This window comes from Paenarthrobacter sp. 10L420, from assembly GCF_056395385.1.
On the sequence record NZ_JBFTJK010000009.1, the window covers coordinates 75,620 to 98,717 of the forward strand.

Genomic DNA, 23,098 nt, shown 5'->3' on the forward strand with positions numbered 1-23,098 from the left:
TATCTCTACGATGGAACTATTCCAAGAGTGAACCATTTTACTGATGCCGGGTTCCTGTTTGGCGGGGAGTAATATCCGACAGGGCAGTTATTAAAAGCAATCGGGAGGGCAGGATGTCTGAGTTTCCAGACCCGCAGCCCGGTGTCGAACGCCCGGAAACAGCGGCACCCCAGGACTTGGTGCGGCTCCTTCAGGACTTCACTCTGGAAGCCAACCACTATGTCGACGCAGCCGGCGGCCGGAACGACATGCACCGGACGGATCTCAACGCCCTGGCAGTGATCATGCGACATTCTGCCGCGGGTCGTGTTGTCACACCTGGCGTCCTGCGCAACGAACTACGTCTGAGTTCTCCAGCCACTACCGCGTTGGTGGACCGGCTTCACGCGTCGGGACACGTAGTGCGCGAACGTGTCGGCACGGACCGGCGCCAGATCCAGTTGGTCATGACGCCGAAGGCCTACCGGGATGGAAGTGCCATGTTCATGCCACTGGCCATCCGCATGGGCCAGGCCATGGGCGCGTACAGTGCTGACGAACTGGATGTTGTCCGACGCTTCATGTCCGACATGATCGAGGCCACCGTAGCGGCCCGCACGGAAACCGCGGAGAACGGCAACTAACCGCATTCCGCCGAAATCCACCGGCGAAGTTGTAGCGTTTCCCTATGAACGCGCAGCAGCCTGAAGATGTCTACACCCACGGGCACCACGAGTCGGTTGTCCGGGCCCACGCCTCACGGACGGCCGAGAATTCGGCCGCGTTTGTCATTCCGCATCTCACCCCGGGGACGTCGGTCCTCGACGTCGGGTGCGGACCAGGCAGCATCACGTGCGATTTCGCGGGGCTGGTCGCGCCAGCTCAGGTCATCGGCCTGGACCGCTCGGCGGACATCGTCGCCCAGGCAACGGAACTGGCGAAGGACCGTGGCGTGAACAACGTAGAGTTCCGCACGGGCAATATCTACGATCTCGAGTTTGAGGACGAGACCTTCGATCTCGTCCATGCCCATCAAGTCCTGCAGCACCTCACCGATCCCGTCGCCGCCCTGCGTGAGATGCGCCGCGTGGCCAAACCGGGCGCGATCGTGGCAGTCCGAGACGCCGATTTCCACGGCATGAGCTGGTACCCGGAAGTCCCCGAGCTCGATGACTGGATGGAGCTCTACCAGAAGATCGCACGGCGCAACGGTGCCGAACCGGATGCCGGCCGTCGATTGGTCTCGTGGGCACAGCAGGCAGGCTTCGCCCAGGTGGCGCCCAGCAGCAGCAACTGGCTCTATGCCACAGCCCAACAGCGGGCATGGCAGTCCCGCGTGTGGAGCGAACGTGTCCTCCACTCCGCCTTTGCCGAGCAAGCCCTCGAGTACGGGTTCGCCAATGAGGCCGATCTCGCCCGGATCGCTGCGGGCTGGCACCGCTGGGGAGCCACGGACGATGGCTACTTCCTGATTCCCAACGGCGAGGTGATCGCCCGGGCCTAGGTTGCACGTGAAGGAACTTTCCAAAAAAACTTTGCCGAACCATGTAGAAAAGCGCCCCGCAGTTCCGACCCATGAGTGAAAGCACCCAAACAGGGCGCCACTTCATAAGGAGTTTGAGATGAAATACATGATCATGATGTTCGGGTCCGCCGAGGGCATGATGGAAACCGCCGATCCGGAGTGGATCAAGGAAATGATCGGGTTCATGATCCAGATCGACAAGGATCTCCGCGATTCCGGTGAACTCGTCTTTAATGCAGGCTTGGCCGATCCCGGCACAGCGAAGCTCGTCAAGCAAACCCCGGACGGCATCATCACCACCGACGGCCCGTACGTCGAATCCAAGGAATCGCTGATCGGGTACTGGGTGGTGGACGTGGCCAGCGAGGAACGCGCCGTGGAAATCTGCTCGAGCATCGTCAAGTACTCGCAGGTAGTGGAGCTGCGCGCTATCCCGGACGGTCCCCCGGAGGTCTAATTTGGCCGTTGCCCCACGCGAGGTTCCCCCACGCGACATTGAGGACCTGCTGCGCACCTTGGCGCCGCAGGTCCTCGGCGTGCTGGCGCGCAACCACGGACAGTTCGACGCCTGCGAGGACGCGGTGCAAGAAGCCCTCATTGAGGCCGCACTCCAATGGCCATCCGAGCTGCCTGCAAATCCGAAGGGATGGCTGCTGGCTGTCGCATCGCGCCGGCTGGTTGATGTGTGGCGCAGTGAAAGCGCGCGCCGCGCCCGGGAGGAACGCGTCGCCGCAATGGAGGTCAATTTCCAGGACGGCGCCGCGTCTGAAGCCGACGACACCCTGACCCTGATGTTCCTGTGTTGCCACCCCTCGATCAGCGCACCGTCGCAACTCGCCTTGACGCTCCGGGCCGTAGGAGGACTCACGACGGCGGAAATCGCCTCTGCTTTCCTCGTCCCCGAGGCGACCATGGGCCAGCGCATCAGCCGTGCGAAACAAGGGATCCAGAAGGCAGGCGCCCGGTTCGACATGCCGCCGGAGTCCGAGCGGAAGGCGAGGCTCGGCGTCGTACTTCACGTCCTGTACCTGATCTTCAACGAAGGCTACGCCGCAAGCTCGGGCGACTCACTGCAGCGCGAAGACCTCACCACCGAAGCGATCCGCTTGGCACGCCTGTTGGTGAGCGCGGCGCCGGGAGAGCTCGAGGCCACCGGTTTGCTCGCTCTGATGCTGCTGACGGACTCCCGTCGTGCCGCGCGCACCCTGGCTGATGGGATGCCCGTGCCGCTGTCCGAACAGGATCGGAGTTTATGGAACCGCGGGCAGATAGAGGAAGGCATCGCACTCCTGTCTTCCGTGCTTGGACGTGGCGCGGCTGGGCCGTACCAACTCCAGGCCGCGATCGCTGCGGTGCATGCGGAGGCGCCGTCTGATGCCGAGACGGACTGGCCGCAGATTCTCGCCTTGTACACAGTCCTTGAAGCCGTAGCGCCGAGTCCTGTGGTGACGCTGAATCGCGCCGTGGCTGTGGCCATGGTGAATGGGCCAGCCGCTGGGCTTGAGCTGCTGGCCGGGCTGGATTCGGCAATTGGTCGGTCGCACCGCCTGGATGCGGTGCGGGGCCACCTGCATGAAATGGCAGGCTCGCATGGGGAAGCTCGTGCCGCCTACCTCGCCGCCGCCAAGAAAACGGGCAGCCTGCAGGAGCGGCGGTACCTGATGGGGAAAGTTGCGCGAATGGACGAGCATTGACCCCATATAGTCGAACCCATGGAACAGCGCATACTTGGTAAGACCGGCAGGTCGGTGTCCACCGTTGGACTAGGCACGTGGCAACTCGGAGCGGACTGGGGCGATGTCACAGAGGAAGACGCACTTGCCGTCCTGGAAGCCTCGGTTGACGGCGGCGTCAGTTTCTTCGACACAGCCGATGTCTACGGCGATGGTCGAAGCGAGCAGCTGATCGGACGCTTCCTCCGCGCCAATCCCGGGCTGGACCTGATGGTTGCCACCAAGATGGGCCGGCGCGTGGACCAAGTGCCCGAAAACTACACCCTCGCCAACTTCCGCGAATGGACTGACCGTTCGCGCCGGAACTTGCAGCAGGACACCTTGGACCTCGTCCAATTACATTGCCCGCCCACCGCCGTCTACACGCGGGATGAGGTGTACGACGCCTTGGACACCCTCGTCAGCGAAGGCGTTATCCGCAACTACGGCGTCAGTGTCGAGCGGACTGACGAAGCCCTTGAAGCCATCAACCGCGGGAACACTGCGTCCGTGCAGATCATCCTGAACGCGTTCCGGCTCAAGCCGCTCGATGAAGTCCTCCCGGCAGCAAAGCAGGCCGGAGTCGGCATCATCGCCAGAGTGCCGCTGGCCTCCGGACTGCTGTCCGGAAAGTACACGCCGGAAACCGAGTTCGCGGAGAACGACCACCGCAACTACAACCGCGATGGGTCCTCGTTCGACGTCGGCGAGACCTTCTCGGGTGTCGATTTCGCCACCGGGGTAAAAGCCGCCCAAGAGTTCAGCGCATTAGTGCCCGACGGCGTCAGCACCGCCCAAGCGGCCCTCGCCTGGGTCATCGCCCAGGACGGCGTCAGCACGGTCATCCCCGGTGCCCGTTCTTCAGTCCAAGCACATGCGAACGCGGAGGCGGGAGCGATGCAGTCCGTAGGTTCAGGGCTCACCGCTGGGGTCCAGGACATCTATGATCGGTATTTCCGCGAAGCGATCCACCCGCGCTGGTAGCCGGCCTATCGCCGTCGGGCATGTACACAGGCGCCGCTGTCACCATCCACTGCGGGTGGGGGTGTGTCCTCTTCGGGCGTCATCGGGCATCGACATTTCAGCGCGTAGTCCCAGAAGCCGGATGGGACGGTCGGGCTCGATCCGCGCCGTAACGTCCAAGGCTTGCGCGAGGACTTCGTCCCGATCGAAGGTCTCTGGAATCTTCCTTGCGTAGGTCTTGGTGAAGAACGGGGCGTACCGGACTTTGAGGGTCAGCCCCACCACCGGCCGCCCCTCGGCCGCCACGTCTTCAAGGACCCGCGCTGTCAGCTCCTTGATGGCGTCGCTGATCTGGGAGGGCTCGGTGAGGTCCTGCTGGAACGTGGTCTCGCGGCCGTGTGCCCGGGCAACCCACGGGGTGTCGTCCACTTCGTTGGCACCCTCGCCTCGTCCGAGCTGCGCATACCAAGGGCCCATCTTGGGGCCGAACTCCGGGACCAAGTCCTGGGGATCGGACGCAGCAAGCTCGGCGACTGTGGTGATGTGGTGCTTTGCCAGCCGTTGCGACACCTTGGGTCCGACGCCCCACAGCTCCTTGGTGGGCTTACTGCCCATGACGTCGAGCCAGTTCTCTTTGGTAAGCCGAAAAATGCCAGCTGGTTTACCGAAATCCGTCGCATTCTTTGCCCGGACCAACGTGTCGCCGATGCCCACGCTGCAGTGCAACTGGGTTTGTTCCAGGACGGCAGCTTGGATCTGCCGGGCATACGCTTCCGGGTCCTCGGTCTCGATGCCAACAAAGGCCTCATCCCAACCGAGCACCTGAACCGTGGCTCCCGGCTGTGCGCGCAAGGTGGCCATCACTACGTGCGAGGCCGCCAGGTAGGCGTCCTGGTCGACAGGCAGAATGATGGCATCCGGTACTTTGCGTGCCGCTATCCGCAGAGGCATTCCGGAGCCGACGCCGAATGCCCTGGCTTCGTAGGATGCCGTGGATACCACGGCACGTTCCGTCGGATCCCCGCGACCACCCACAATGATCGGTTTGCCTGCGAGCTCGGGGCGCCGGAGGACCTCGACAGCCGCAATGAATTGGTCGAGGTCAACGTGCAGTACCCACGGGATTCCGCTCACGGCACCAGTTTGCCCTAAGCCGCGGCCTCCTGACCCTCTTTGGGCTCAGGGTGCGCTGAAATCAACCCGTTTGGGCTTCAATTGGCACTCTGGACGGCCAAACAAGGTCAGGAAGCAACGCGTCCAGACCACCCACCTCACCGGCATAAGCTGACATGGTGCAGTTTTCACTTTGGCTGGCCCTGGTTGGTGCCGGCACCCTGATCAGTTTCACTCCCGGCGCCGGTGCCATTTTCACGATGAGCAACTCGCTCAATTCCGGATTCCGTCGCTCCATCTGGGGCATACTCGGCCAGCAATTGGCCTTGGTTATCCACATCGTCATCGTGGCCCTGGGCGTTGGCGTGCTGGTTTCCAACTCGCCTGTGATCTTCAACATCATCCGGTACGCGGGCGCGGCTTACCTCGTATACCTGGGCATCCGGCAGTTCCTGCACAAGCCCGACCTGGACAAAGAGCAAGTCGACAGCCGCAAGAACGAGTCCGGGCTGTCCATGTTCCAACGCGGCATTTGGGTGAACCTGCTGAATCCCAAGGCAATTGTGTTCTTCCTTGCCTTCATGCCTCAGTTCATCAGGCCGGAGCAGCCGCTGCTTCAGCAATACGCAGTGCTAACCGCCACGATTCTGTTCATCGACATCATGGTCATGTGGTTCTTCTTCGCTTTGGCAGCACGTTCTTTCCAGCGGTTCACCCATGATGAGCGCGGCCAGAAGGTCCTCAACCGTGTCTTCGGCTGCCTGTTCGTCCTCGTGGGCATCTTGCTCGCCGTCATCCACTAGCCAGAACGACCCCAAGCGGATGCGGTGCTACCGTCAAGGGCATGGGACCGGACTGGATCGAACACCGACGCGCGGAGGACGGCGAGCACGTTGGATGGGTGAAGCCCGTCAATGATGGCTTCGTCGCCATGGACTTATTGGGCCGTCCGCGGACCGACGTTGTGGACTGGTTGAGCGCTGAAGAAATTCTCGATGATTTGGGGCTGCGCTACCTCGCTGACCCGCACGAATTACGGCTCGACGACGGCGACTGGCTGAGGGTCCGAATAGCCGAAGTCACTCCATCTGTGGTGCGAGTGAAAAAGGAAGATTGGGGCGATATGACGGCGCCCCAGGTCTATTTCACGGTGTCTCTGCCCGTCACCGAGGACCAGCTCCGCCCGCTATTGCCTAACCCAGCGTCGTAGACCCTCGAATCACCAGCGAGCTCTCCAGCGTCACGTGCGGCTCCTCCAAATCCCGGCCTTCCATGAGCCCGCGGAGTTGCTCTCCGGCCCTTCGTCCAAGCGGGGTGGCCGGCAGGTGCACGCTCGTGAGGCTCGGATTGCTGGTGGCTGAATACGGGAGGTCATCGAAGCCAGCCACAGCCAGTTCGGCAGGAATCCGGACGCCTGCCACACGCGCTTCCTGCAGCACGCCATAGGCATGGGTATCGGTACCGCAGACGACGGCGGTCACCCCCTCGCGCTGCCACGCCGGCCAGGCGCCGGCGAACGCGGCAGCGGCAGCACCGACGTCGATCGCGGTGCTGATGACATGCCCCTCGGCAACCAAAAGCCCGCAGGTGGCTGCTTCTTCAAGGAAGGCTTCCCTGCGGAGGTGGAAAGTGGTGGTGCCGGTGATCCCGTCCATGTAGGCGGCGCGGGTATGCCCGGACGCTGCGAGGTGACGCGCCAACTCACGCGCGCCTTGGGCGACGTCGAGGTTTACGGATGGTGCGTACGACTCGAGGCCGGGCGCGTCGAGGAGCACAAGCGGTCCTGCCGCGGACAGGTCCTCCAGAAACTCAGCACTGGGGGCGCCAACCAACAAGCCAGCCGGACGGAGTGCCAACAATCTGCGGACATCCTCAGCTTGCGGCGACTCCCCGGCATCGGTCACCGAGAGCAGCAATTGGTATTCCGGGCCAAGGGATTCCCGGACGCCCGCGATCACGTTGGCGAAAAACGGGTTGGACACGTCCGGCGTCACGAGGATGACGATGGAGCTGACCCCGCGAGCCAGCGAACTCCCAATGCTGTCCACTACATAGCCAAGTTCGGCGATCGCCGAGCGGACGCGTGAAATGTTGTCCTCGGATACGCGTCCTTGCGTCTTGCCGTTGGCCACCAAGGAAACGGTTGCAGTGGAAACCCCGGCCCGGGCGGCCACCATCGCAGCCGTTACACGGGGCGAGCGGGGGTTCCGCCGATCCAAGGTATCCATGCATCGATCGTAGCGTCGTTGGAGTGTGAACAGGGGCCCAAGGCATCAAGCGCTTAACGTGATGCACGTTAAGCGCTTGACGTAACCCTTGAAGCAGTGCCAGAATTCCCATGAATGCTTACTGCCCTGCTTTGGTTAGAACCTGGCAGGCCCCAATGACGTGGAGACAAAACGTGGACCCCAATCCGATGACAGCACGCAAGAAGATCATTCTTGACTGCGACCCCGGCCATGACGACGCAGTGGCATTGCTGCTGGCCCACGGCAACCCGGACATCGAGCTGCTTGCAGTGACAACGGTGGTGGGCAACCAGACCCTCGAAAAAGTCACGCGCAACGCCCTCTCGGTAGCCACCATCGCTGGCATCACCGGCGTTCCGTTCGCCGCCGGCTGTGACCGCCCCTTGGTCCGCACCATCAAAACCGCCCCCACCATCCACGGCGATTCAGGCATGGATGGCCCGGAACAGCCTGAGCCTGCTATCGAGCTGGACCCGCGCCACGCCGTCGACCTCATCATTGAAACCGTCATGGCACACGAACCGGGCACCATCACCCTGGTACCTACCGCGGGCCTGACCAACATCGCCATGGCCGCCCGCAAGGAGCCGCGAATCGTTGAGCGCGTCAAGGAAGTTGTCCTCATGGGCGGCGGCTACCACGTGGGCAACTGGAGTGCCGTGGCGGAGTTCAACATCATCATTGACCCCGAAGCCGCACACATTGTTTTCAACGAAAAGTGGCCGCTGGTGATGGTTGGCCTGGACCTCACGCACCAGGCGCTGGCCACGGACGAGGTGGTGGACCGCATAGCAAAAATCGGCACCAAGCCGGCCAAGTTCGTCATGGAACTCATGGACTTCTTCCAGAAGACCTACAAGGACGCGCAAGGGTTCGACTTCCCCCCGGTCCACGACCCCTGCGCAGTTGCCTACGTCATCGACCCCACCGTAATGACAATCCGCAAGGTGCCCGTGGACATCGAACTGCAGGGCAAGCTCACCCTCGGCATGACCGTGGCCGACTTCCGCGCACCCGCCCCGGAGGACTGCCACACGTCCGTGGCCGTGGATCTGGATCACAAGAAGTTCTGGGATCTTGTCACCGATGCGATCGAACGGATCGGCGAACCAACGCTCGACGGCGCCGCTGACGCCACCGCGGGTGCGAAAACCCCCGACAAGCAAGCCACCCTCGCAGTTGGAGAGGCAAAGTAATGTCTGTCCTCGCACCGGAAACCAAGTCCACCCGGGGTAACGTCACTGCACTCACGGTGGCCTTGCTGGCAGCCTGTGTTGCCTTCCAGCTCAACGCCTCCATGCTCAGCCCCGCTTTGGTCACCATCGGCAATGAGCTTCATACCGACCAAGCCACCATCGGCCTGTCCCAGACCTGGTTCTTCACGGCCGCAGCACTGTTCTCCCTCTTCCTCCCCCGCCTCAGCGACATCGTGGGCCGCAAGAAGATCCTTGTGGGCATGATGCTGCTGATGGCTGTCGGTTCGGTCATCGCGGCACTCGCACCGGATGTCACCTGGCTCTTCGTAGGCCGCATCATCCAGGGCGTCAGTGGTCCCACCGTGCCGCTCTGCCTCATCATGCTCCGCTCAGCCGTGAGCAACCCACGCAAATACGGCACCCTGATGGGCCTTATCACCGCGGTCAACGGTGGCGTGGCTGGTGTCGACTCGTTCGTGGGCGGCTACTTCGCCGAGAACTTGGGATTCCGCAGCATCTTCTGGCTCATGGTTGCCCTGGCCCTGGTGGCGACGGTCCTGATCGCCGTGCTGGCGGGAGAGAGCAAACCTGCTGCCGGAACCACCATGGACTGGCTGGGCGTGTTCTTCATCGTGATCGCGGTGGGCGCCCTCCTGACAGCCTTGAACGAAGGCTCCAAACTGGCCACGGCCTTCGACGCGGGGACGCTAACGTTGGCCATCGGCCTGATCCTGGTTGCCGGCGTCGCGTTCTTCGCTTTCTGGACTGTTGAAAAGCGCGCCAAGCAGCCCATGGTGGAAACCGTGCACCTGCGGCAGCGTTCCACGTGGGCGCCGCTTTTGACCACCACGCTGACCATGACGGGTATCTTCGCGGTCATCAATGGGATCGTCCCGGCATTCGTTCAGGCGGCCGAACCCGGTTTCGGCGTGGGCCCGACCGAAATGTCGCTCATGATCCTCACGCCGTACGCATTGCTGGGTTGGCTCTTCGGCCCGATCAGCGGCAGGCTCGCCCCTGTCCTCGGCTACACGAAGGTCCTTCGCATCGGCCTGCTGGGCAGCCTTGTGGCCCTGGCTATCATCGCGTTCTTCGGCTTGAACAACCTGCCGATGATGATCGTGGGCACGGCCTTGCTGGGCATCATGTACGCCGGTACCGTCAACATCATGCTGAACGGACTGGGCGTGGTCCTCTCGCCCCAAGGCAACCCTGGCTTCCTCCCCGGAATGAACGCGGGCGCCTTCAACCTCGGCGCCGGTCTGAGCTTCCTGGTCCTGCCTGCGGTCCTCGTTGCGACGTCCGCACTGGGCGACGCCAAGGCGTCGTACCTCACCGTCGTGGTGGTGGGTCTCGCCATCACCCTGGCCGCCTTCGCAGCCTCGCTGTTGATCCCGAAACCTCTGGATGCAGAAGTCGCCGAGGTTCCAGAAGTTGCCGAGGCAGAAGCCGTCGAAGCCGAGGCAAGCAAATGAGCACCGACACCAGCGCGCCCACGGCGGGGATCGTCGTCCTCGGGTCCCTGAACGCTGATCTGACCATCTACTGCGACCGCCTTCCCAAGCCCGGCGAGACGGTCCACGGCAATGGTTTCGCCGTCAACCCTGGCGGCAAGAGCGCCAATCAGGCGGTGGCGGCCAGCAAGCTCGGCGGCCAGGTCAGCCTGGTTGGCGCGGTGGGCGACGACGCCAACGGCACGATGCTCCTGGACTCCACCGCCAACGCCGGTGTGGACGTCACCCGCGTCCGGCGCTCGGACGCCGCGACGGGCGTCGCGGTCATCTCGGTGGATGCCAGCGGCGAGAACAGCATCATCATTTCGGCCGGGGCAAACGGGACTCTGACCCCGGCAGACGTGCGCGCGGCAGCGGACGCCATCAACAATGCTGCCGTTGTTTGCCTCTGCCTTGAGGTCGCGATCGATACCGTGATCGCCGCTGCACAAGCAGGGCACGACGCCGGCGCTACCGTCATCTTGAACCTCTCGCCTTACGCGGAGGTACCCGAGGTTCTGGCCGGGTTGAGCGACGTGCTGCTGGTCAATGCGCACGAGGCCTCACTGTTCCTGGGCGGCGAAGCCGACGTTCCTGACGCCGACGCGGAGGCCGAAGCATGGGAACCTGTTCGCAGCCAGTTTGCCGACAGGGGTTTGCAGCGCGTGCTGGTAACGCTGGGCGCCCACGGCTCTGTTGTGCTGGATTCGTTGGCCCGGGGTACCCAGGACCAGATCACCCGTATTGCCCCTACCCGCGTTTCGGCCGTAGACACCACCGGTGCGGGTGACGCATTCACGGGAGCTGTCGCGGCACGACTGGCTGCCGGGGAATCCCTCGCCGACGCCGCTGGCTTTGCCTCAGTGGCTGCCGCGTTGGCCGCCACGAAGAAGGGCACCCAGGCCGCTTACCCGACCATTGCCCAGGTAGAGCAGCTGCGGGGCGTTTAGTCCCAGCGCTCCCACCCAACTGACTGGCAGTTGTGGTTGTTCTCAACGCTCAGAGCAACCACAAATGCCAGTCAGTTGGTCTTTAAGCAGACTTACGGGCGGCGCGCTCCACTGCCCTGCGCGTCAGTGCACCGTGGCCGGCAAACAGCCGTGGGACCACAAAATAGACGGCAGCCGGGACCACCAGGGCTGTCAGCAAGAGTGCCCGCAGAATCGGGTGCCACGGCTCCATGATCGGCCCGAGCAACAGCATGCCGATGGAAACCAAGGGGAAGATCGCCATCCAGGTGATGAGGGCCCGCATGTGCACGGACGGCGCTTTCGGCTGGGCCGGTGGAGCGATTTCAGCAGCGTCCGTTTGGGCAGTAGCTTGAGGGGTCATGGCATTCTCCAACCAGATAGTTGTAATTAGCTTGGTCTCACAATAACCACACTTGCCAATAATTACAACTACTTAGTTGGGAAATGGTAATCTGATACTTATGGCATGGGACACAGAGCGCACCAAGTCACTCCTGCTCGAGGCGGCGACCTCGGAGTTTTGCACCCGAGGACTTGCCGGGGCGCGGATCGATCGAATCGCCGCAGAGGCCGGCGTCAACAAAGAACGCATCTACCAGTACTTCGGCAACAAGAACGGCCTTTTTGATGCGGTTATCGTCGCTGCGCTCAGCTCCCTCATGGATGAAGTACCCATCCACGGCGAGGGCCCAGCGGCCATGGCGGACTACGCCGGCCGCCTGTTCGATCATCATCAAGAGGACGCCACCGCGCCACGCCTCCTCTTCTGGGAAGGCCTGGAACGCGGCACGGAAGTTGTGGGCCTGCCCAAACGAATGGCCAACTGCGCCTCCAAGGTCAACAGCACCATTGCAGCCCTCCCCGGAATCTCAAGGGAAGACGCCGGCGATCTCCTCATCACCATCGTGAGTCTTTGCGATACCGCCCCGGTGTTGCCTGCACTTGATGGACTCATGGCCGGGAACGACCCCGGCCGCCTCGAGAGGCGACGCGCCGCCGTCGTACGCACCGTCTATCTGGCCGCCTCCGCGCTGGTTGCCGAAGCAGCGTCGGACGGGTCAGCAACCACAGAAACGGTGCCCACCCCCTACACCCTGTGACAGCTTTGACAGGAAAAGTGACTCCGTTGTGAAGTGGCCCCTAGCCAAGAAGGGGTGCCATCAACCATGCTTGCTGCATGTACTCAACGACGAGCCCATACCGCATCATCACGGTCTGCACTGGCAACATCTGCCGCTCGCCCATGGCAGCGCTCATGCTTACCGAAGCCTTCGAAGCGGAAGGGCTCGGCAAGCTGATAGTGGTGGACTCAGCGGGCACCACCGGGTACGAGGTGGGGCACCCCATCGATCCCCGGGCAGCCCGCAAACTGGCCGCCCACCACATCGCTTCGGAGGACCACGTCGCACGCCACTGGAGGCGCGAGTGGTTCGCTGAGCGGGATCTCATCCTGGCACTGGACGTCGATCATTTCGGCTGGCTTCAGGAGGGCGCCCCGGATCGCGACTCCTTGGCCAAAGTCCGGATGCTGCGCAGCTTCGATCCCGTGATGGTTGGGCGCAGCTCCCTGGATCAGGGCATCGAGGATCCCTGGTACGGCGGTCATACCGACTTCGACAACACCTGGACCCTTATCAAAGCCGCTATTCCAGGCATCGTGCGCTACGTGAGCGCCGCAATTACAGAACAGGCAACAGGAGACTCCGGACGTAGCGCCGGCGATGCCCGAAACGAAGCCAGCGAGCACCAGCAGGTAACCTCTATGTCATGACCCCTGCACCCGTGATCATCGCCGTGGACGGGCGGTCCGGCGCGGGCAAGACCACGCTGGCCGTTGAACTGGCGGCCCGCCTTCGGGAGCACCACAAGGTTTCCCTTTTCCATCTGGAAGACATCTATCCCGGATGGAACGGCCTTGCCACAGGCATCGAAAGATACGTCGCAACGGTCCTGACACCTTTGAGCCAAGGCGACGCGGCGGAGTGGGTCAGCTGGGATTGGGAACGGCATTACGACGGCGCGCTTCACGTAACGTTGCCAGCCGAAATCGTGATCGTGGAGGGCGTTGGCTCCGCAGCGAACGCGGCACGCCCCATGCTGGACGCCGTCGTCTGGGTCGAATCCCCCGGTGACGATCGCCGTCGTCGGGCTTTGGCTCGTGACGGAAATACCTACGAACCTTATTGGGACAGCTGGGCTGCCCAAGAGGATATTTGGCTGGAAGCTGACGAGGTAATCGGCGCAGCAGACATCCGGGTCCAGAACCTCGCGGATGGCAACGCCCCGGACGACGTCCTGCAGGCAATGCGGTACTTGCCGTCGTTGTCAGCGATCCTCTCGCCGGAACTCAGCGCGCGTCGAGGCCTGCAGCTCCGGTCCGAAAAGATCAGCGCAGTTCCTGACGCCGAGGCGCTCTTTCAGAACCTCTACGGTTCCTCGACCAATGCTGTTTGGCTGGATTCCTCCAACGCTTCCGCGGTTTCAGGGACGTCCCAGGCGGCTGCCCGCAGCCGCTTCAGCATTCTGGCGGACGACGGCGGCACGTTCGGCCAGTCCGTCCAGCACCGTCAAGGAATCACCAAAGTGACCGCCGGAACAGCCACTGTGGAAACTTCCGGACCGTTCTTCCGCTGGCTCGATTCTGTTTGGGGACGCCGGGCCGTGCGGGCACCCCGCGGCTACGATGGCCAGTTCACGCTCGGCTGGCTGGGCTATCTGGGCTACGAGCTCAAGCGGGAAACCGGTGGCAACGACGTCCAACCCGACACTCCCGACGCAGCTCTGCTCTTCGCTGGGCGGGCCGTGGTGCTGGATCATCGCGAGCACACTGTGTGGCTGCTCGCCCTGGAAGCGCCCGACGCCGATGAGTGGTTGCGCCAGGCACGAACCGCCGTCGGGGCTGCTTCAGCCGCCCCGGCTGCCGCCGTCGTGTCCGCTCAAGGGGCGGCTCCGGAATTTACCTGCCGGGATAGCGCGACGGACTATAAGAGCAAGATCGCCGACGCCCAGCATGAAATCAGCGAAGGCAACTCGTACGAGATTTGCTTGACCACCATGCTTGAAGCCCCTGCCGGCGGGCTTGATCCGTGGCAGAGCTATCGGGCGTTGCGCCGCCGCAATCCGGCACCATTTGCCAGCTACCTTCGGTTCGGCGAGCTGGTTGTCGCGAGCACCTCGCCCGAGCGCTTCCTGCGGATTCTCTCCGACGGCGGCATGCGGGCCGAGCCGATCAAGGGCACGCGTGGGCGTTCCGCCGACCCCACGGAGGACGCCGAGCTGCGCCGCGACCTGGAGACCTCGCTGAAGGACCGCGCGGAAAACATCATGATCGTGGACTTGCTGCGCAATGACTTGAGCCACTTCGCGATTCCAGGCTCGGTGACGGTCAGCAGGCTGTGCGCGATCGAAAGCTACGCCACGGTCCATCAAATGGTCAGCACCGTGGACGCGCACCTTCGACCGGGCGCTCCGCGGGCAGAGGCTTTGGCTGCCGCCTTCCCGGCTGGGTCAATGACCGGTGCGCCGAAGATCAGCACCATGGACATTCTTGACCAGCTTGAGGCGGGCCCCCGCGGTATCTATTCAGGAGCGATCGGCTACTTCTCCCTGAACGCTGCCACGGACCTCGCCGTCGTGATACGCACCCTGGTGGTCAATCCGGACGATGACGGTGTGCGAACACTCAGCCTTGGCGTCGGCGGGGCAATTACTGCAGATTCTGTGGCAGATGACGAGTACGAAGAGATCCGGACCAAGGCGTTTGGCGTGATGTCGACGCTGGGGGCTGACTTCCCAGGCTGAGCAGCCTATTGGAGCGTCGCCGTCAATCTCGCGACGTTATCCACATACTTGGCCAACGGGGGTCTATCCATCCAGTCATCCAACGTAAGCTCACGGGATACCTCGCGATACGTGGATTCCACGGCCCGCATGAGGTTCACGGTTTCGGCGCCCAGGAGCATCACCGAAACCTCCATGTTCAGGGAGAAGGAGCGCATGTCCATATTGCTGGAGCCGAGAACCGCAACTTCGTCGTCGATGGTGAAGTGCTTGGCGTGGAGTACGTACGGAGCGCGGTACAGGTAGATGCGAACACCTGCTCCGAGGAGAGCCTCGTAATAGGACCGCTGGGCGTGGTGGACCAGGAATTGATCGCCCTTTTCGGAGACAAAGAGCTCCACATCAACGCCACGCTGAGCCGCAGTGGTGATCGCATAGAGCAGGGAGTCATCAGGCACAAAGTATGGGCTGCAAATGGAGATCCTGTGCTGCGCCGAGTAGATCAGCGTATTGAACAGGCGAAGGTTGTTTTCCGTGGCGAACCCCGGCCCGCTCGGGACCACCTGGGCCGTGACACGTCCCGGGGACGGTTGGGATGGAAGACGAAGCTGGCTTTCGAGTGACTCGTCGGTCTCGCTGAGCCAGTCCGTGGCGAAAACTACGTTCAGGGTGGCCACAATCGGGCCCTCAAGCCGGGCCATGAGCTCCACCCATTGGCGGCCGGCGCGGCGATGCTTGGGGTTGTTGTAGGACGGTTCAATCAGGTTCTGCGAGCCCGTGAACGCCAAGGTACCGTCGATGACCAGGATCTTGCGATGGTTCCTGAGGTCCGGGCGGCGCCATTGGCCGTGGATCGGAAGCAGGGGCAACATTCGCTTCCACTGGATCTGGCCTGCCTTGAGCCGGCGGACCAGCCGACGGTAGCCCTTGATGCGCAACGTTCCGATGTGGTCGAAGAGCAACCTGACGGTGACACCGCGCTCGGCGGCCTTCTCCAGTTCGGTGAGCAACTCGTCCGTCACGAAGTCGCTGCTCATGATGTAGAACTCCGCGTTGATATAGTCCGTAGCTTCCCGCACGGCCTCGGCCATGGCTTTGATGGACTCCTCATAACCAGGAATAAGCTCCACCTTGTTGCCGTCAACCATGGGCAGCGAGCCAAGGCGGTGGTTCAGCTCACCTGCGGACTTCACCCACTCCGGGCCGGAATAGGTACTCACGGGGTCGGACAGGTCAGAGGTCACCGCCCGAACGCGATGATTAACTTGTTCCTGCTGCTGACGCCGCCGCTTGGACAAGCGGAAATTTCCAAAAAGCAGGAAGAGCACGAATCCTACGGTCGGGACGAGGAAAACAGCCAGAAGCCAGGCCATGGCCGTAGTGGGGCGACGGTTACCGGGGATGATGCCCAGCAGAACGATGCGCATGATGACTTCCGCAATGGCCCAAGCACCCAGAAGCCACGTCCACTCCAGGCCAATCGGAAAAGGAAAAAGCACTCCACAACCCCCACGGTCCAAGAACTAACGGTAACCACAGCCTATCCGCCCGGCCCTTTGGAGGGCCGCACTAAGCTTGGAGCATGACTTCTCCTGCCCCTACGGTCCTCGTTTTCCTGGACCCGGCCTTCGAAAACGGCCGCATTGCCGATTCCAGCCAGCCCCAGCTCATGGCCACTGACCTCGGCGCTACCCGTGGCGATGGCGTGTTCGAGTCGCTGCTCGCCGTCCAGGGACGCGCACGCAAAGTGCAGGCACATCTGAACCGTCTGAGCAGTTCTGCGGCGGCTTTGGACTTGGCGATCCCGGAGCAGGATGCCTGGCGACGAGCAATTGACACGGCGATTACAGAGTTCCGCGGTAATTACCCGGCACCCACGCCCGAAGAGGACGAAGTCGTCGTCAAGCTGATCGTCACCCGCGGAATTGAAGGCGCGGCGAGCCCCACATGCTGGGTACAGGCTTCACCCTCACCCGCAGGCAGCCGCCGACAGCGCGAGACGGGTATCGACGTCGTGCTTCTGGACCGTGGCTTTGACACCGAAGCCGGCGAGCGCGCGCCGTGGCTGCTGCTGGGAGCAAAGACACTGTCCTACGCGGTGAACATGGCGGCGCTGCGCTACGCGCACAAGCAGGGTGCCGATGACGCCATCTTCACCTCCACGGATGGTCGTGTCCTCGAGGGGCCGACGTCCACCGTGTTGCTTGCCCACCTGGACACAGTCGACGACGGCGACGGTTCCGTCAGGACGGTTCGCCGGCTCATCACGCCGCAGCACGATAGTGGAATCCTTCCGGGCACATCGCAGGGCGCACTGTTCGCCGCCGCGAAGGCTGCAGGGTGGGAGCTCGGCTATGGTCCGCTGGTGCCGCAGGACCTGTTCGATGCCGACGCCGTTTGGCTCATATCGAGCATCCGCTTGATCGCGCCGGTGAATCACATTAACGGCCAGGAGATCGGTACGCCCGCTGTCCGGAAGCAGCTCACAGAAGAACTGAATGAGTTGTTTGCCGGAATCGAGTAATTCCGGCCGGCCAGACTGAGGCCTACTTTGCTCCGCTTGGAACTTAGCAGATCACAAGTAGAGTAATTGCTCGCATGACTCATTGATAAGGAATTCTTTGCCTCAGCATTGAGCTTCACAGAGGTTCAATCGCGTTCCTTATCCTCCTTGAAATGGGTGTCCGTCGTGTGATGAATCTTGTTCTCGTGTTAGTTGGATCACGTCCGCCTGACACCACTTCAGACTTTGCTGGCTAACTTCCCGGAGGGAATATGGGACACAGCTCCCCCACAACAGCCGAGGCATCGGCACCCGAGGCCCAGTCGGAGACTGGCGCCTCACAGACAGGACTTCGCCGGTCCATGGAGGCCCGGCACCTGGTGATGATTGCCATGGGTGGCGTCATTGGCTCAGGCCTGTTCGTCAGCTCGGGATACACCATTGCCACCGCGGGCCCCTTGGGCGCCGTTCTCGCGTTCCTCATCGGAGCCGTGGTGGTCTACCTGGTGATGGCATGCCTCGGGGAACTCGCCGTTGCGTTCCCCGTTTCAGGCGCCTTCCACATCTATGCCGCCCGAACCATCGGACCTGCCACCGGCTTCGCCACGGCCTGGCTGTACTGGCTTTGCTGGGCCGTAGCGTTGGGTTCGGAATTCACTGCCGCCGGCCTGCTCATGCAACGCTGGTTCCCGGGCGTCGACGTCTGGATCTGGTGCTTTATTTTCGCCACCGTCCTGTTCACCCTGAATGCCATCTCATCGCGCGTCTTTGGTGAATCAGAGTTCTGGTTCGCGCTCATCAAGGTTGCCGCCGTCGTCGGCCTGATTCTCCTGGGCGGCGCCGCTTTGATGGGCTTCCACCCGCTCGCCGCTGGCGAATACCCCTCGCTCACGAGCAACTTCAGCACGCCCGAAGGGCTTTTCCCCAACGGCTTCACGGGCGTGTTCGTGACCTGCCTGGCAGTGTTCTACGCCTTCTCGGGCTCCGAACTGATCGGTGTGGCCGCCGGCGAAACATCCAATCCCGGCGCCAACATCCCCAAGGCCATGCGGACCACGGTCATCCGTCTCATGATCTTCTTTGTCGGGGCCATTACCGTCATCGCAGCGACCATCCCGTATGAGAAGGTCAGCGTGGACGAAAGCCCGTTCGTCACCGTCTTCTCCATGCTCGGCATTCCGTTCGCCGCGGACATCATGAACTTCGTGATCATCACTGCGCTGCTGTCGGCGGGAAACTGTGGACTCTACTCCTGCGCCCGCATGCTCTTCTCGCTGGCCGACGAAGGACACGCACCCAAGGCGTTCAGGAAGCTGACCAAGCGTGGGATCCCGATGATTGCCCTGTGCGTCAGCATGCTCGGCGGCTTGGCCTCGCTGATCAGCAGCATCGTTGCGCCGGCAACCGTGTACCTGGTGCTTGTCTCGATTGCCGGCTTCGCCACTGTGGGCGTGTGGATGTCCATCGTTGCCTCGCACTTCGTGTACAGGCGCACGTTTATCAAGAACGGCGGCGACCTCAGCACGCTCCCGTACAAGGCGCCGCTCTTTCCCTTGGTTCCGATCCTGGCGTTCGCGCTATGCGTAGTTTCCTTGATCGGCATCGCGTTCGACCCCAACCAGGTGGCGGCACTGCTCTTCGGCGTCCCATTCGTAGGCGCCTGCTACGCGTTCTTCTACTTCAAGTACGGACGACGCCGGTCGCTCAAGAAGGCTGTCGGCGTCTAGCAGCCGTGGCTTCCTGACCTTCTTTGACGGCAGATCAGCCCCTGCGCAACCATTTCGGGTTGCCCAGGGGCTGATGTTCTTTGAAAGTAGGTCAGGCCGCCACACGGCCTGCTGAATTCAGGACTTCGGCTTGACCGTCCTGACCGGGTGCTCGCTCAGGATGGACAGTCGGTTGAAGGCATTGATCCCAATGGCTGCCATGCAGAGGACACTGATTTGCTCGTCGCTGTAGTGTTCACGGGCCCGCTCGAAGAGTTCCGTGCTCGGCCGTGACGTGCTCATCCGGGTGATCTGCTCCGTGATTTCCATGGCCAGCCGTTCGGCCGGCTCAAACAGCGCCACTTCCTTGTAGACAGCTACCAAAGACAGACGCTGTTCCGTTTCGCCGTACCCCAACGCCCTGCGATGGTGCAGGTCCAGGCAGAATGCGCATCCATTGATCTGCGAGGCAAGGTAGTTCAGAAGTTCGATGGTCCGGCGTGGGACACCTGTCCGGTCGGCTTCCCCAATCACCTGCTGGGCATAGTGGCTCAGTGTTGCGTAAAGCTCGGGCTGTTGCTTATCCAGATAGCCGGCGAGACGTGCTTTTGTTTCCTGTTCAGGCATGCTTGGAGCCTAGCGCAACAGGCAGGGAGTGCTGGTCCGCCCAGGGAGCATCCCCGCTTTGGAATGCCAGCCTCATCCAGTGCAAACGCGTCCCACCAGCCCGCATTATTGACTAATTTATGACCACTTCATCACATACTGAAAATGATACTTGACTACTAATCATGGCAAATGACGCACGCACCCAACGACGCAAATAAATACGCTCCCAGTATCTATTGCGTGCCCCTTCCAACAGTGGTTCACTGAGGCGCAGTGATCCCTGCTGGGGCGGGAGAACTCCCTCTCTGTCCGGCAGGACACACTGTTTTCACTACGCCGTGAGAACAGAATGTTGATGGAGGGCATCATTGTGAGTGCAGTTTCTTCGTCCCAGAATTTCAATCACGGATTTCCCACGCCCGGACCCCAGGACCCGTCTCCGCAGAAGGTCATGGATCACGTATTCTTCCTCAGCCAGGAAGAATGGAAAGACGTCCGCGAAACGGAACAATTCGACCATATAGTCATCGGCAGCGGGTTCTGCGGGTACGCGTTCGCAGAGAGGACCCTGACGATTAACCCGCAAGCCAGGATCCTGGTTATTGAGCGGGGCCCGTTCTTCTTGCCCCAGCATTTCCAAAACCTTCCGTTGCCCTACCGCGAAACCCTTGGCGGGCTTTCTGAAACATTCCCCTGGACGCTGGCTGCAGCCACGGCCAACCAACCCGCTGGCAAGATCTCCTGGCAGCACGGCATGGTCCCCTTCTATGGTGGCCGCTCCATTATGTGGAGTGCCTGGTGTCCGCGCCCTGAGGAGGATGAGATGCGTGGATGGCCACGCGCGGTCATGGATGCCGCAAAAGCGCATTTCACCACTGCAGAGGACCTGCTGAATGTGGTCAGCGCCGACCAAATCGACGCCGGGGCGTCTGCCGACGTCGTGGATCTCATCAACAACGTGCGTCCCGTTTACGGGATCATGCAGAAGGCACTTCAGGATCGGCTGGCGGTCGGTTTGCACAAGATCGATTCCGCCACACGATCCATGCCAGCACCGCTGGCTGCAGCTTCGGGCGCAACCTCAGGCATTGACTTCGCCAAATTCTCCACGCCGTCGGTCCTGCTTGAGCTGTCGGACAAGCAGCAACGGTTGGCAGCGGCGGGCAAGGGATCGCCGCTCCGCATCATTACCGACTGCACGGTGAACACCATCATCCAGCAGGACGGCCGGGCCACTGCGCTGGATACCACCCGGGGCGTGGTGAACATCGGGAACGCAAATCTGGTACTTGCCATGGGCACGTTGCCACCTGCCACTCTGATCCTCAATTCCTTCCCGGAAGTACCTGGAGTTGGCGAGCAGTTCAGCGCCCACTTCATCACGTCCATCGTGGCCAGGGTCCCCCGCAAGGACTTCGACTTCAGCGAGGCCCTGGGCGAGTTGGAACTGGCCGCCATCTACCTGGCAGGCATGAGCCCCGCTGGGATGCAGTACCACGTGCAGCTTTCAGTGCTTTCGGACCGGAGCCCGGACAAGAACGCCCAGAAGTCTGAGCGTTACGCACCAGACGTCGTTGCCACCGCATCGTTGGCCCAGCTGCAGTCGTCAGAGGATTACTTGGTGTTTGTATGCGCCGTACTGGGCGAACTGGACATCGATAACCCGGAAAACCACCTGCGCTACTCCGGCGGATCCGACCCCACCAACAACGTGACTCTTCAAGTCCTGGCCAACTCCACGGACGATGCCACATGGGACACCATGGACGAAGGCACCTTCCAGATGTTGGAGCGCGTCTTGTCACCCGATGGCGCGGATCATGTGGAGTATTGGCACGGCGACCCGGACACCGGAACCTGGGGATCGGACCGGCCCGGCATTCCCGAGCGCCGCGTTCCGGGACTGGTGCACGAGAGCTCCAGCCTTCCAATTGGGGAGGAAGAGGACTCCACCGTCGGCACCGACTACCGCCTCAACGGCGTCGAAAATGTCTACGTAGCGGGTGGTTCACTATGGCCGACCGGCGGGTCCTGGAACCCAACCATGACAATGGTTGCGTTGACGCAGGACCTGGCCGAGCGGTTGGAGGCCGACGGCGGCACGGGACTTGCGCTGTGACCGCGGTTCCGGCTCTGGATCCGGCAGTCCTGCCCACCTTGCCCCCGATGACAGTCGCGGACGTCCTGGACAGGCAAGACGGCGTGTACTGGGTAGTCAAGGACGCGAACTCCGTTTTCCTGTGGGTGAACCAGAACTTCGCCGACCTCGTGGGGATGACCAAGGACCAACTGATCGGGCATCAGGACTCACGGGCGGCCCATGTTGCCCATGACAAGGAGGTGATGGCCAGCGGCAAACCGTTGCTCAACTTCCATGAGGTCATTGAAGTCCCGCTGAAGGATGGCGGGACCGTGAATGTGGACATCGTGACCCAGAAGGGGCTCCTTCGGTCGCTGGACACGGGCGCGATCATCGGGATCACCGTCTGCTTCTCACTGGCGGATCCTCCCAATGACTGACGTGGATCTGGCAGGCGGAAGCCCCGGCATCCACTCCGCCAGCCCGGACGCAGCCAGCCCGGATTCAGCCAGCCCCGACTCCACCAGCCCCGACGCGAAGGAGTGGATCAAGCGTTTGGACATGACGCCGTCGGGCGTTGGCGGCTGGTTCGCGCCGGCAATGGTGAGCGACGAGTTGATCGCTGGCCCGGCCTTGCCACCTCGTTTCGGCAGTGACCATCCGCTGTACAGCTCCAACTGGTACTTGCTGCAGGCGGGCGAAGTCCTTCAGTTGCACACCTTGAAGCAGGACGAGTTGTGGTTCTTCCATCTGGGTGCATCAATACGGCTGCACGTCTTTTCGCAGACGGAGGGGTACTCATCAACGGTCTTCGGTCCGGATCCGGAGGCTGGTGAGATTCTGCATGGTGCGGCACCGCATTCCACCTGGTTCGGGGCTGAGTTGGCTGGGGACGGCTTTGTCCTGGTCAGTTGCAGCCTGTCGCCCGGCTACGAACCGAGCGATTCCGCGAAGCCCACGAGTGAAGATGTGGAGGCACTCGTGGCGCAGTTCCCTGGTCAGTCGGAGTTGATCAGGAGGCTGGCGGCCGGCTAAGCGCCGCTCGGGGTGCGCCTGTTGGAGGGCGGGTGCACCCCGTGGCGGTGCGGACGTGAGAGAGCATCCGTCGGAAAGCCGCGTGATGTGAGAGAGGGACCGTCCGAAAGCCGGTGGATGTGAGAGAGGAACCGTCCGAAAGCCGGTGGATGTGAGAGAGGAACCGTCGGAAAGCCGTTGGATG

Annotated in this window: 23 protein-coding genes; 18 read left to right on the forward strand and 5 right to left on the reverse strand. The window is 62.3% G+C overall.

All coding sequences use genetic code 11. The annotated features are described in order from the left end of the window. Nucleotides 1-113: 113 nt before the first annotated feature. The 5 genes from AC1DD5_RS14685 (at nucleotide 114) to AC1DD5_RS14705 (ending at nucleotide 4,200) form a co-directional block, all read left to right on the forward strand. On the forward strand, nucleotides 114-623 hold the full coding sequence (locus AC1DD5_RS14685) for a MarR family winged helix-turn-helix transcriptional regulator (RefSeq protein ID WP_477521922.1): 510 nt from the start codon (nucleotides 114-116) through the stop codon (nucleotides 621-623). Nucleotides 624-667: 44 nt separating this feature from the next. Continuing rightward, complete coding sequence (locus AC1DD5_RS14690; RefSeq protein ID WP_442003368.1) at nucleotides 668-1,483, forward strand: methyltransferase domain-containing protein; 816 nt, start codon at nucleotides 668-670, stop codon at nucleotides 1,481-1,483. A 118-nt stretch (nucleotides 1,484-1,601) separates the two neighbouring features. Further along, on the forward strand, nucleotides 1,602-1,961 hold the full coding sequence (locus tag AC1DD5_RS14695) for a YciI family protein (RefSeq protein ID WP_477521923.1): 360 nt from the start codon (nucleotides 1,602-1,604) through the stop codon (nucleotides 1,959-1,961). A gap of 1 nt (nucleotide 1,962) precedes the next feature. Continuing rightward, a complete protein-coding gene (locus AC1DD5_RS14700; protein WP_477521924.1) occupies nucleotides 1,963-3,198 on the forward strand; it encodes an RNA polymerase sigma factor in 1,236 nt (411 codons plus the stop codon). Nucleotides 3,199-3,216: 18 nt separating this feature from the next. Beyond that, entirely contained in the window at nucleotides 3,217-4,200 is a 984-nt protein-coding gene (locus AC1DD5_RS14705) for an aldo/keto reductase (protein WP_477518576.1), read from the forward strand. 39 nt (nucleotides 4,201-4,239) lie between these two features. Here the strand turns inward: AC1DD5_RS14705 and AC1DD5_RS14710 are convergent, their stop codons facing one another. After that, nucleotides 4,240-5,313 carry a DNA polymerase IV gene (locus AC1DD5_RS14710; protein WP_442015988.1) on the reverse strand — a complete coding sequence of 358 codons (1,074 nt, stop codon included), beginning with the start codon at nucleotides 5,311-5,313 and terminating at the stop codon, nucleotides 4,240-4,242. A gap of 155 nt (nucleotides 5,314-5,468) precedes the next feature. Here AC1DD5_RS14710 and AC1DD5_RS14715 point away from each other — a divergent pair, with 155 nt between their 5' ends. Next, nucleotides 5,469-6,095, forward strand: coding sequence for a LysE family transporter (locus tag AC1DD5_RS14715; RefSeq protein ID WP_442015987.1), 627 nt, complete (start codon nucleotides 5,469-5,471; stop codon nucleotides 6,093-6,095). A 41-nt stretch (nucleotides 6,096-6,136) separates the two neighbouring features. Then, nucleotides 6,137-6,502 carry a hypothetical protein gene (locus tag AC1DD5_RS14720; RefSeq protein ID WP_477514004.1) on the forward strand — a complete coding sequence of 122 codons (366 nt, stop codon included), beginning with the start codon at nucleotides 6,137-6,139 and terminating at the stop codon, nucleotides 6,500-6,502. Here the strand turns inward: AC1DD5_RS14720 and AC1DD5_RS14725 are convergent. Continuing rightward, nucleotides 6,486-7,520 (reverse strand): LacI family DNA-binding transcriptional regulator, encoded by a 1,035-nt coding sequence (locus tag AC1DD5_RS14725; protein WP_477514005.1) that lies wholly within the window; start codon nucleotides 7,518-7,520, stop codon nucleotides 6,486-6,488. The genes AC1DD5_RS14720 and AC1DD5_RS14725 overlap by 17 nt on opposite strands. Before the next feature lie 155 nt (nucleotides 7,521-7,675). Here AC1DD5_RS14725 and uriH point away from each other — a divergent pair, with 155 nt between their 5' ends. From uriH to AC1DD5_RS14740, 3 genes are read left to right on the forward strand one after another with little or no spacing between them, the layout of a single operon-like run. Continuing rightward, entirely contained in the window at nucleotides 7,676-8,737 is a 1,062-nt protein-coding gene (gene uriH / locus AC1DD5_RS14730) for a uridine-preferring nucleoside hydrolase UriH (RefSeq protein ID WP_477521925.1), read from the forward strand. Beyond that, entirely contained in the window at nucleotides 8,737-10,212 is a 1,476-nt protein-coding gene (uriT, locus tag AC1DD5_RS14735) for a uridine transporter UriT (protein ID WP_477521926.1), read from the forward strand. Before uriH ends, uriT begins: the two co-directional genes overlap by 1 nt. Next, a complete protein-coding gene (locus AC1DD5_RS14740; RefSeq protein ID WP_477521927.1) occupies nucleotides 10,209-11,180 on the forward strand; it encodes a ribokinase in 972 nt (323 codons plus the stop codon). The genes uriT and AC1DD5_RS14740 overlap by 4 nt, the downstream gene beginning before the upstream one ends. Nucleotides 11,181-11,262: 82 nt before the next feature. On the opposite strand, the gene AC1DD5_RS14745 is transcribed toward AC1DD5_RS14740, so the two are convergent. After that, nucleotides 11,263-11,562 carry a hypothetical protein gene (locus tag AC1DD5_RS14745; protein WP_477521928.1) on the reverse strand — a complete coding sequence of 100 codons (300 nt, stop codon included), beginning with the start codon at nucleotides 11,560-11,562 and terminating at the stop codon, nucleotides 11,263-11,265. 100 nt (nucleotides 11,563-11,662) lie between these two features. Between AC1DD5_RS14745 and AC1DD5_RS14750 the strand changes: the two genes are divergently transcribed. From AC1DD5_RS14750 to pabB, 3 genes are all read left to right on the forward strand, one after another. Then, nucleotides 11,663-12,301 (forward strand): TetR/AcrR family transcriptional regulator, encoded by a 639-nt coding sequence (locus tag AC1DD5_RS14750; protein ID WP_477521929.1) that lies wholly within the window; start codon nucleotides 11,663-11,665, stop codon nucleotides 12,299-12,301. Between the two features lie 77 nt (nucleotides 12,302-12,378). After that, nucleotides 12,379-12,972 carry a low molecular weight protein-tyrosine-phosphatase gene (locus AC1DD5_RS14755; protein WP_477521930.1) on the forward strand — a complete coding sequence of 198 codons (594 nt, stop codon included), beginning with the start codon at nucleotides 12,379-12,381 and terminating at the stop codon, nucleotides 12,970-12,972. Continuing rightward, nucleotides 12,969-15,002 (forward strand): aminodeoxychorismate synthase component I, encoded by a 2,034-nt coding sequence (gene pabB, locus AC1DD5_RS14760; RefSeq protein ID WP_477521931.1) that lies wholly within the window; start codon nucleotides 12,969-12,971, stop codon nucleotides 15,000-15,002. The genes AC1DD5_RS14755 and pabB overlap by 4 nt, the downstream gene beginning before the upstream one ends. A gap of 5 nt (nucleotides 15,003-15,007) precedes the next feature. Here pabB and cls read toward each other — a convergent pair whose 3' ends face one another. After that, nucleotides 15,008-16,480 (reverse strand): cardiolipin synthase, encoded by a 1,473-nt coding sequence (gene cls / locus AC1DD5_RS14765; protein WP_477521932.1) that lies wholly within the window; start codon nucleotides 16,478-16,480, stop codon nucleotides 15,008-15,010. An 83-nt stretch (nucleotides 16,481-16,563) separates the two neighbouring features. Here cls and AC1DD5_RS14770 point away from each other — a divergent pair, with 83 nt between their 5' ends. Both AC1DD5_RS14770 and AC1DD5_RS14775 read left to right on the forward strand, forming a co-directional pair. After that, nucleotides 16,564-17,505 carry an aminodeoxychorismate lyase gene (locus AC1DD5_RS14770; protein WP_477521933.1) on the forward strand — a complete coding sequence of 314 codons (942 nt, stop codon included), beginning with the start codon at nucleotides 16,564-16,566 and terminating at the stop codon, nucleotides 17,503-17,505. A gap of 251 nt (nucleotides 17,506-17,756) precedes the next feature. Further along, nucleotides 17,757-19,211, forward strand: coding sequence for an amino acid permease (locus tag AC1DD5_RS14775; RefSeq protein WP_477521934.1), 1,455 nt, complete (start codon nucleotides 17,757-17,759; stop codon nucleotides 19,209-19,211). A 117-nt stretch (nucleotides 19,212-19,328) separates the two neighbouring features. On the opposite strand, the gene AC1DD5_RS14780 is transcribed toward AC1DD5_RS14775, so the two are convergent. After that, complete coding sequence (locus tag AC1DD5_RS14780) at nucleotides 19,329-19,817, reverse strand: carboxymuconolactone decarboxylase family protein (RefSeq protein ID WP_477521935.1); 489 nt, start codon at nucleotides 19,815-19,817, stop codon at nucleotides 19,329-19,331. A gap of 433 nt (nucleotides 19,818-20,250) precedes the next feature. On the opposite strand from AC1DD5_RS14780, the gene AC1DD5_RS14785 reads away from it, so the two are divergent. Genes AC1DD5_RS14785 through AC1DD5_RS14795 form a run of 3 tightly spaced genes read left to right on the forward strand, consistent with a single transcriptional unit; the run spans nucleotide 20,251 to nucleotide 22,914 of the window. Further along, on the forward strand, nucleotides 20,251-21,918 hold the full coding sequence (locus tag AC1DD5_RS14785) for a GMC oxidoreductase (protein ID WP_477521936.1): 1,668 nt from the start codon (nucleotides 20,251-20,253) through the stop codon (nucleotides 21,916-21,918). Beyond that, nucleotides 21,915-22,319: a PAS domain-containing protein gene (locus tag AC1DD5_RS14790; protein ID WP_223934696.1), complete on the forward strand. Its 405-nt coding sequence runs from the start codon at nucleotides 21,915-21,917 to the stop codon at nucleotides 22,317-22,319. The genes AC1DD5_RS14785 and AC1DD5_RS14790 overlap by 4 nt, the downstream gene beginning before the upstream one ends. Further along, nucleotides 22,312-22,914, forward strand: coding sequence for a cupin domain-containing protein (locus AC1DD5_RS14795; RefSeq protein WP_477521937.1), 603 nt, complete (start codon nucleotides 22,312-22,314; stop codon nucleotides 22,912-22,914). The genes AC1DD5_RS14790 and AC1DD5_RS14795 overlap by 8 nt, the downstream gene beginning before the upstream one ends. Nucleotides 22,915-23,098 lie beyond the last annotated feature (184 nt).

Bases quoted from the DNA above. Each gene is read 5' to 3' on its own strand.
- AC1DD5_RS14690 (WP_442003368.1), top strand. From the start codon at position 668: ATGAACGCGCAGCAGCCTGAAGATGTCTACACCCACGGGCACCACGAG.
- AC1DD5_RS14750 (WP_477521929.1), top strand. From the start codon at position 11,663: ATGGCATGGGACACAGAGCGCACCAAGTCACTCCTGCTCGAGGCGGCG.
- AC1DD5_RS14720 (WP_477514004.1), top strand. From the start codon at position 6,137: ATGGGACCGGACTGGATCGAACACCGACGCGCGGAGGACGGCGAGCAC.
- AC1DD5_RS14705 (WP_477518576.1), top strand. From the start codon at position 3,217: ATGGAACAGCGCATACTTGGTAAGACCGGCAGGTCGGTGTCCACCGTT.
- AC1DD5_RS14775 (WP_477521934.1), top strand. From the start codon at position 17,757: ATGGGACACAGCTCCCCCACAACAGCCGAGGCATCGGCACCCGAGGCC.
- uriT (WP_477521926.1), top strand. From the start codon at position 8,737: ATGTCTGTCCTCGCACCGGAAACCAAGTCCACCCGGGGTAACGTCACT.
- AC1DD5_RS14695 (WP_477521923.1), top strand. From the start codon at position 1,602: ATGAAATACATGATCATGATGTTCGGGTCCGCCGAGGGCATGATGGAA.
- AC1DD5_RS14770 (WP_477521933.1), top strand. From the start codon at position 16,564: ATGACTTCTCCTGCCCCTACGGTCCTCGTTTTCCTGGACCCGGCCTTC.
- AC1DD5_RS14745 (WP_477521928.1), bottom strand. From the start codon at position 11,562: ATGACCCCTCAAGCTACTGCCCAAACGGACGCTGCTGAAATCGCTCCA.
- pabB (WP_477521931.1), top strand. From the start codon at position 12,969: ATGACCCCTGCACCCGTGATCATCGCCGTGGACGGGCGGTCCGGCGCG.
- AC1DD5_RS14715 (WP_442015987.1), top strand. From the start codon at position 5,469: ATGGTGCAGTTTTCACTTTGGCTGGCCCTGGTTGGTGCCGGCACCCTG.
- AC1DD5_RS14785 (WP_477521936.1), top strand. From the start codon at position 20,251: ATGGATCACGTATTCTTCCTCAGCCAGGAAGAATGGAAAGACGTCCGC.
- AC1DD5_RS14780 (WP_477521935.1), bottom strand. From the start codon at position 19,817: ATGCCTGAACAGGAAACAAAAGCACGTCTCGCCGGCTATCTGGATAAG.
- AC1DD5_RS14725 (WP_477514005.1), bottom strand. From the start codon at position 7,520: ATGGATACCTTGGATCGGCGGAACCCCCGCTCGCCCCGTGTAACGGCT.
- AC1DD5_RS14755 (WP_477521930.1), top strand. From the start codon at position 12,379: ATGTACTCAACGACGAGCCCATACCGCATCATCACGGTCTGCACTGGC.
- AC1DD5_RS14740 (WP_477521927.1), top strand. From the start codon at position 10,209: ATGAGCACCGACACCAGCGCGCCCACGGCGGGGATCGTCGTCCTCGGG.
- AC1DD5_RS14685 (WP_477521922.1), top strand. From the start codon at position 114: ATGTCTGAGTTTCCAGACCCGCAGCCCGGTGTCGAACGCCCGGAAACA.
- uriH (WP_477521925.1), top strand. From the start codon at position 7,676: ATGACGTGGAGACAAAACGTGGACCCCAATCCGATGACAGCACGCAAG.
- AC1DD5_RS14795 (WP_477521937.1), top strand. From the start codon at position 22,312: ATGACTGACGTGGATCTGGCAGGCGGAAGCCCCGGCATCCACTCCGCC.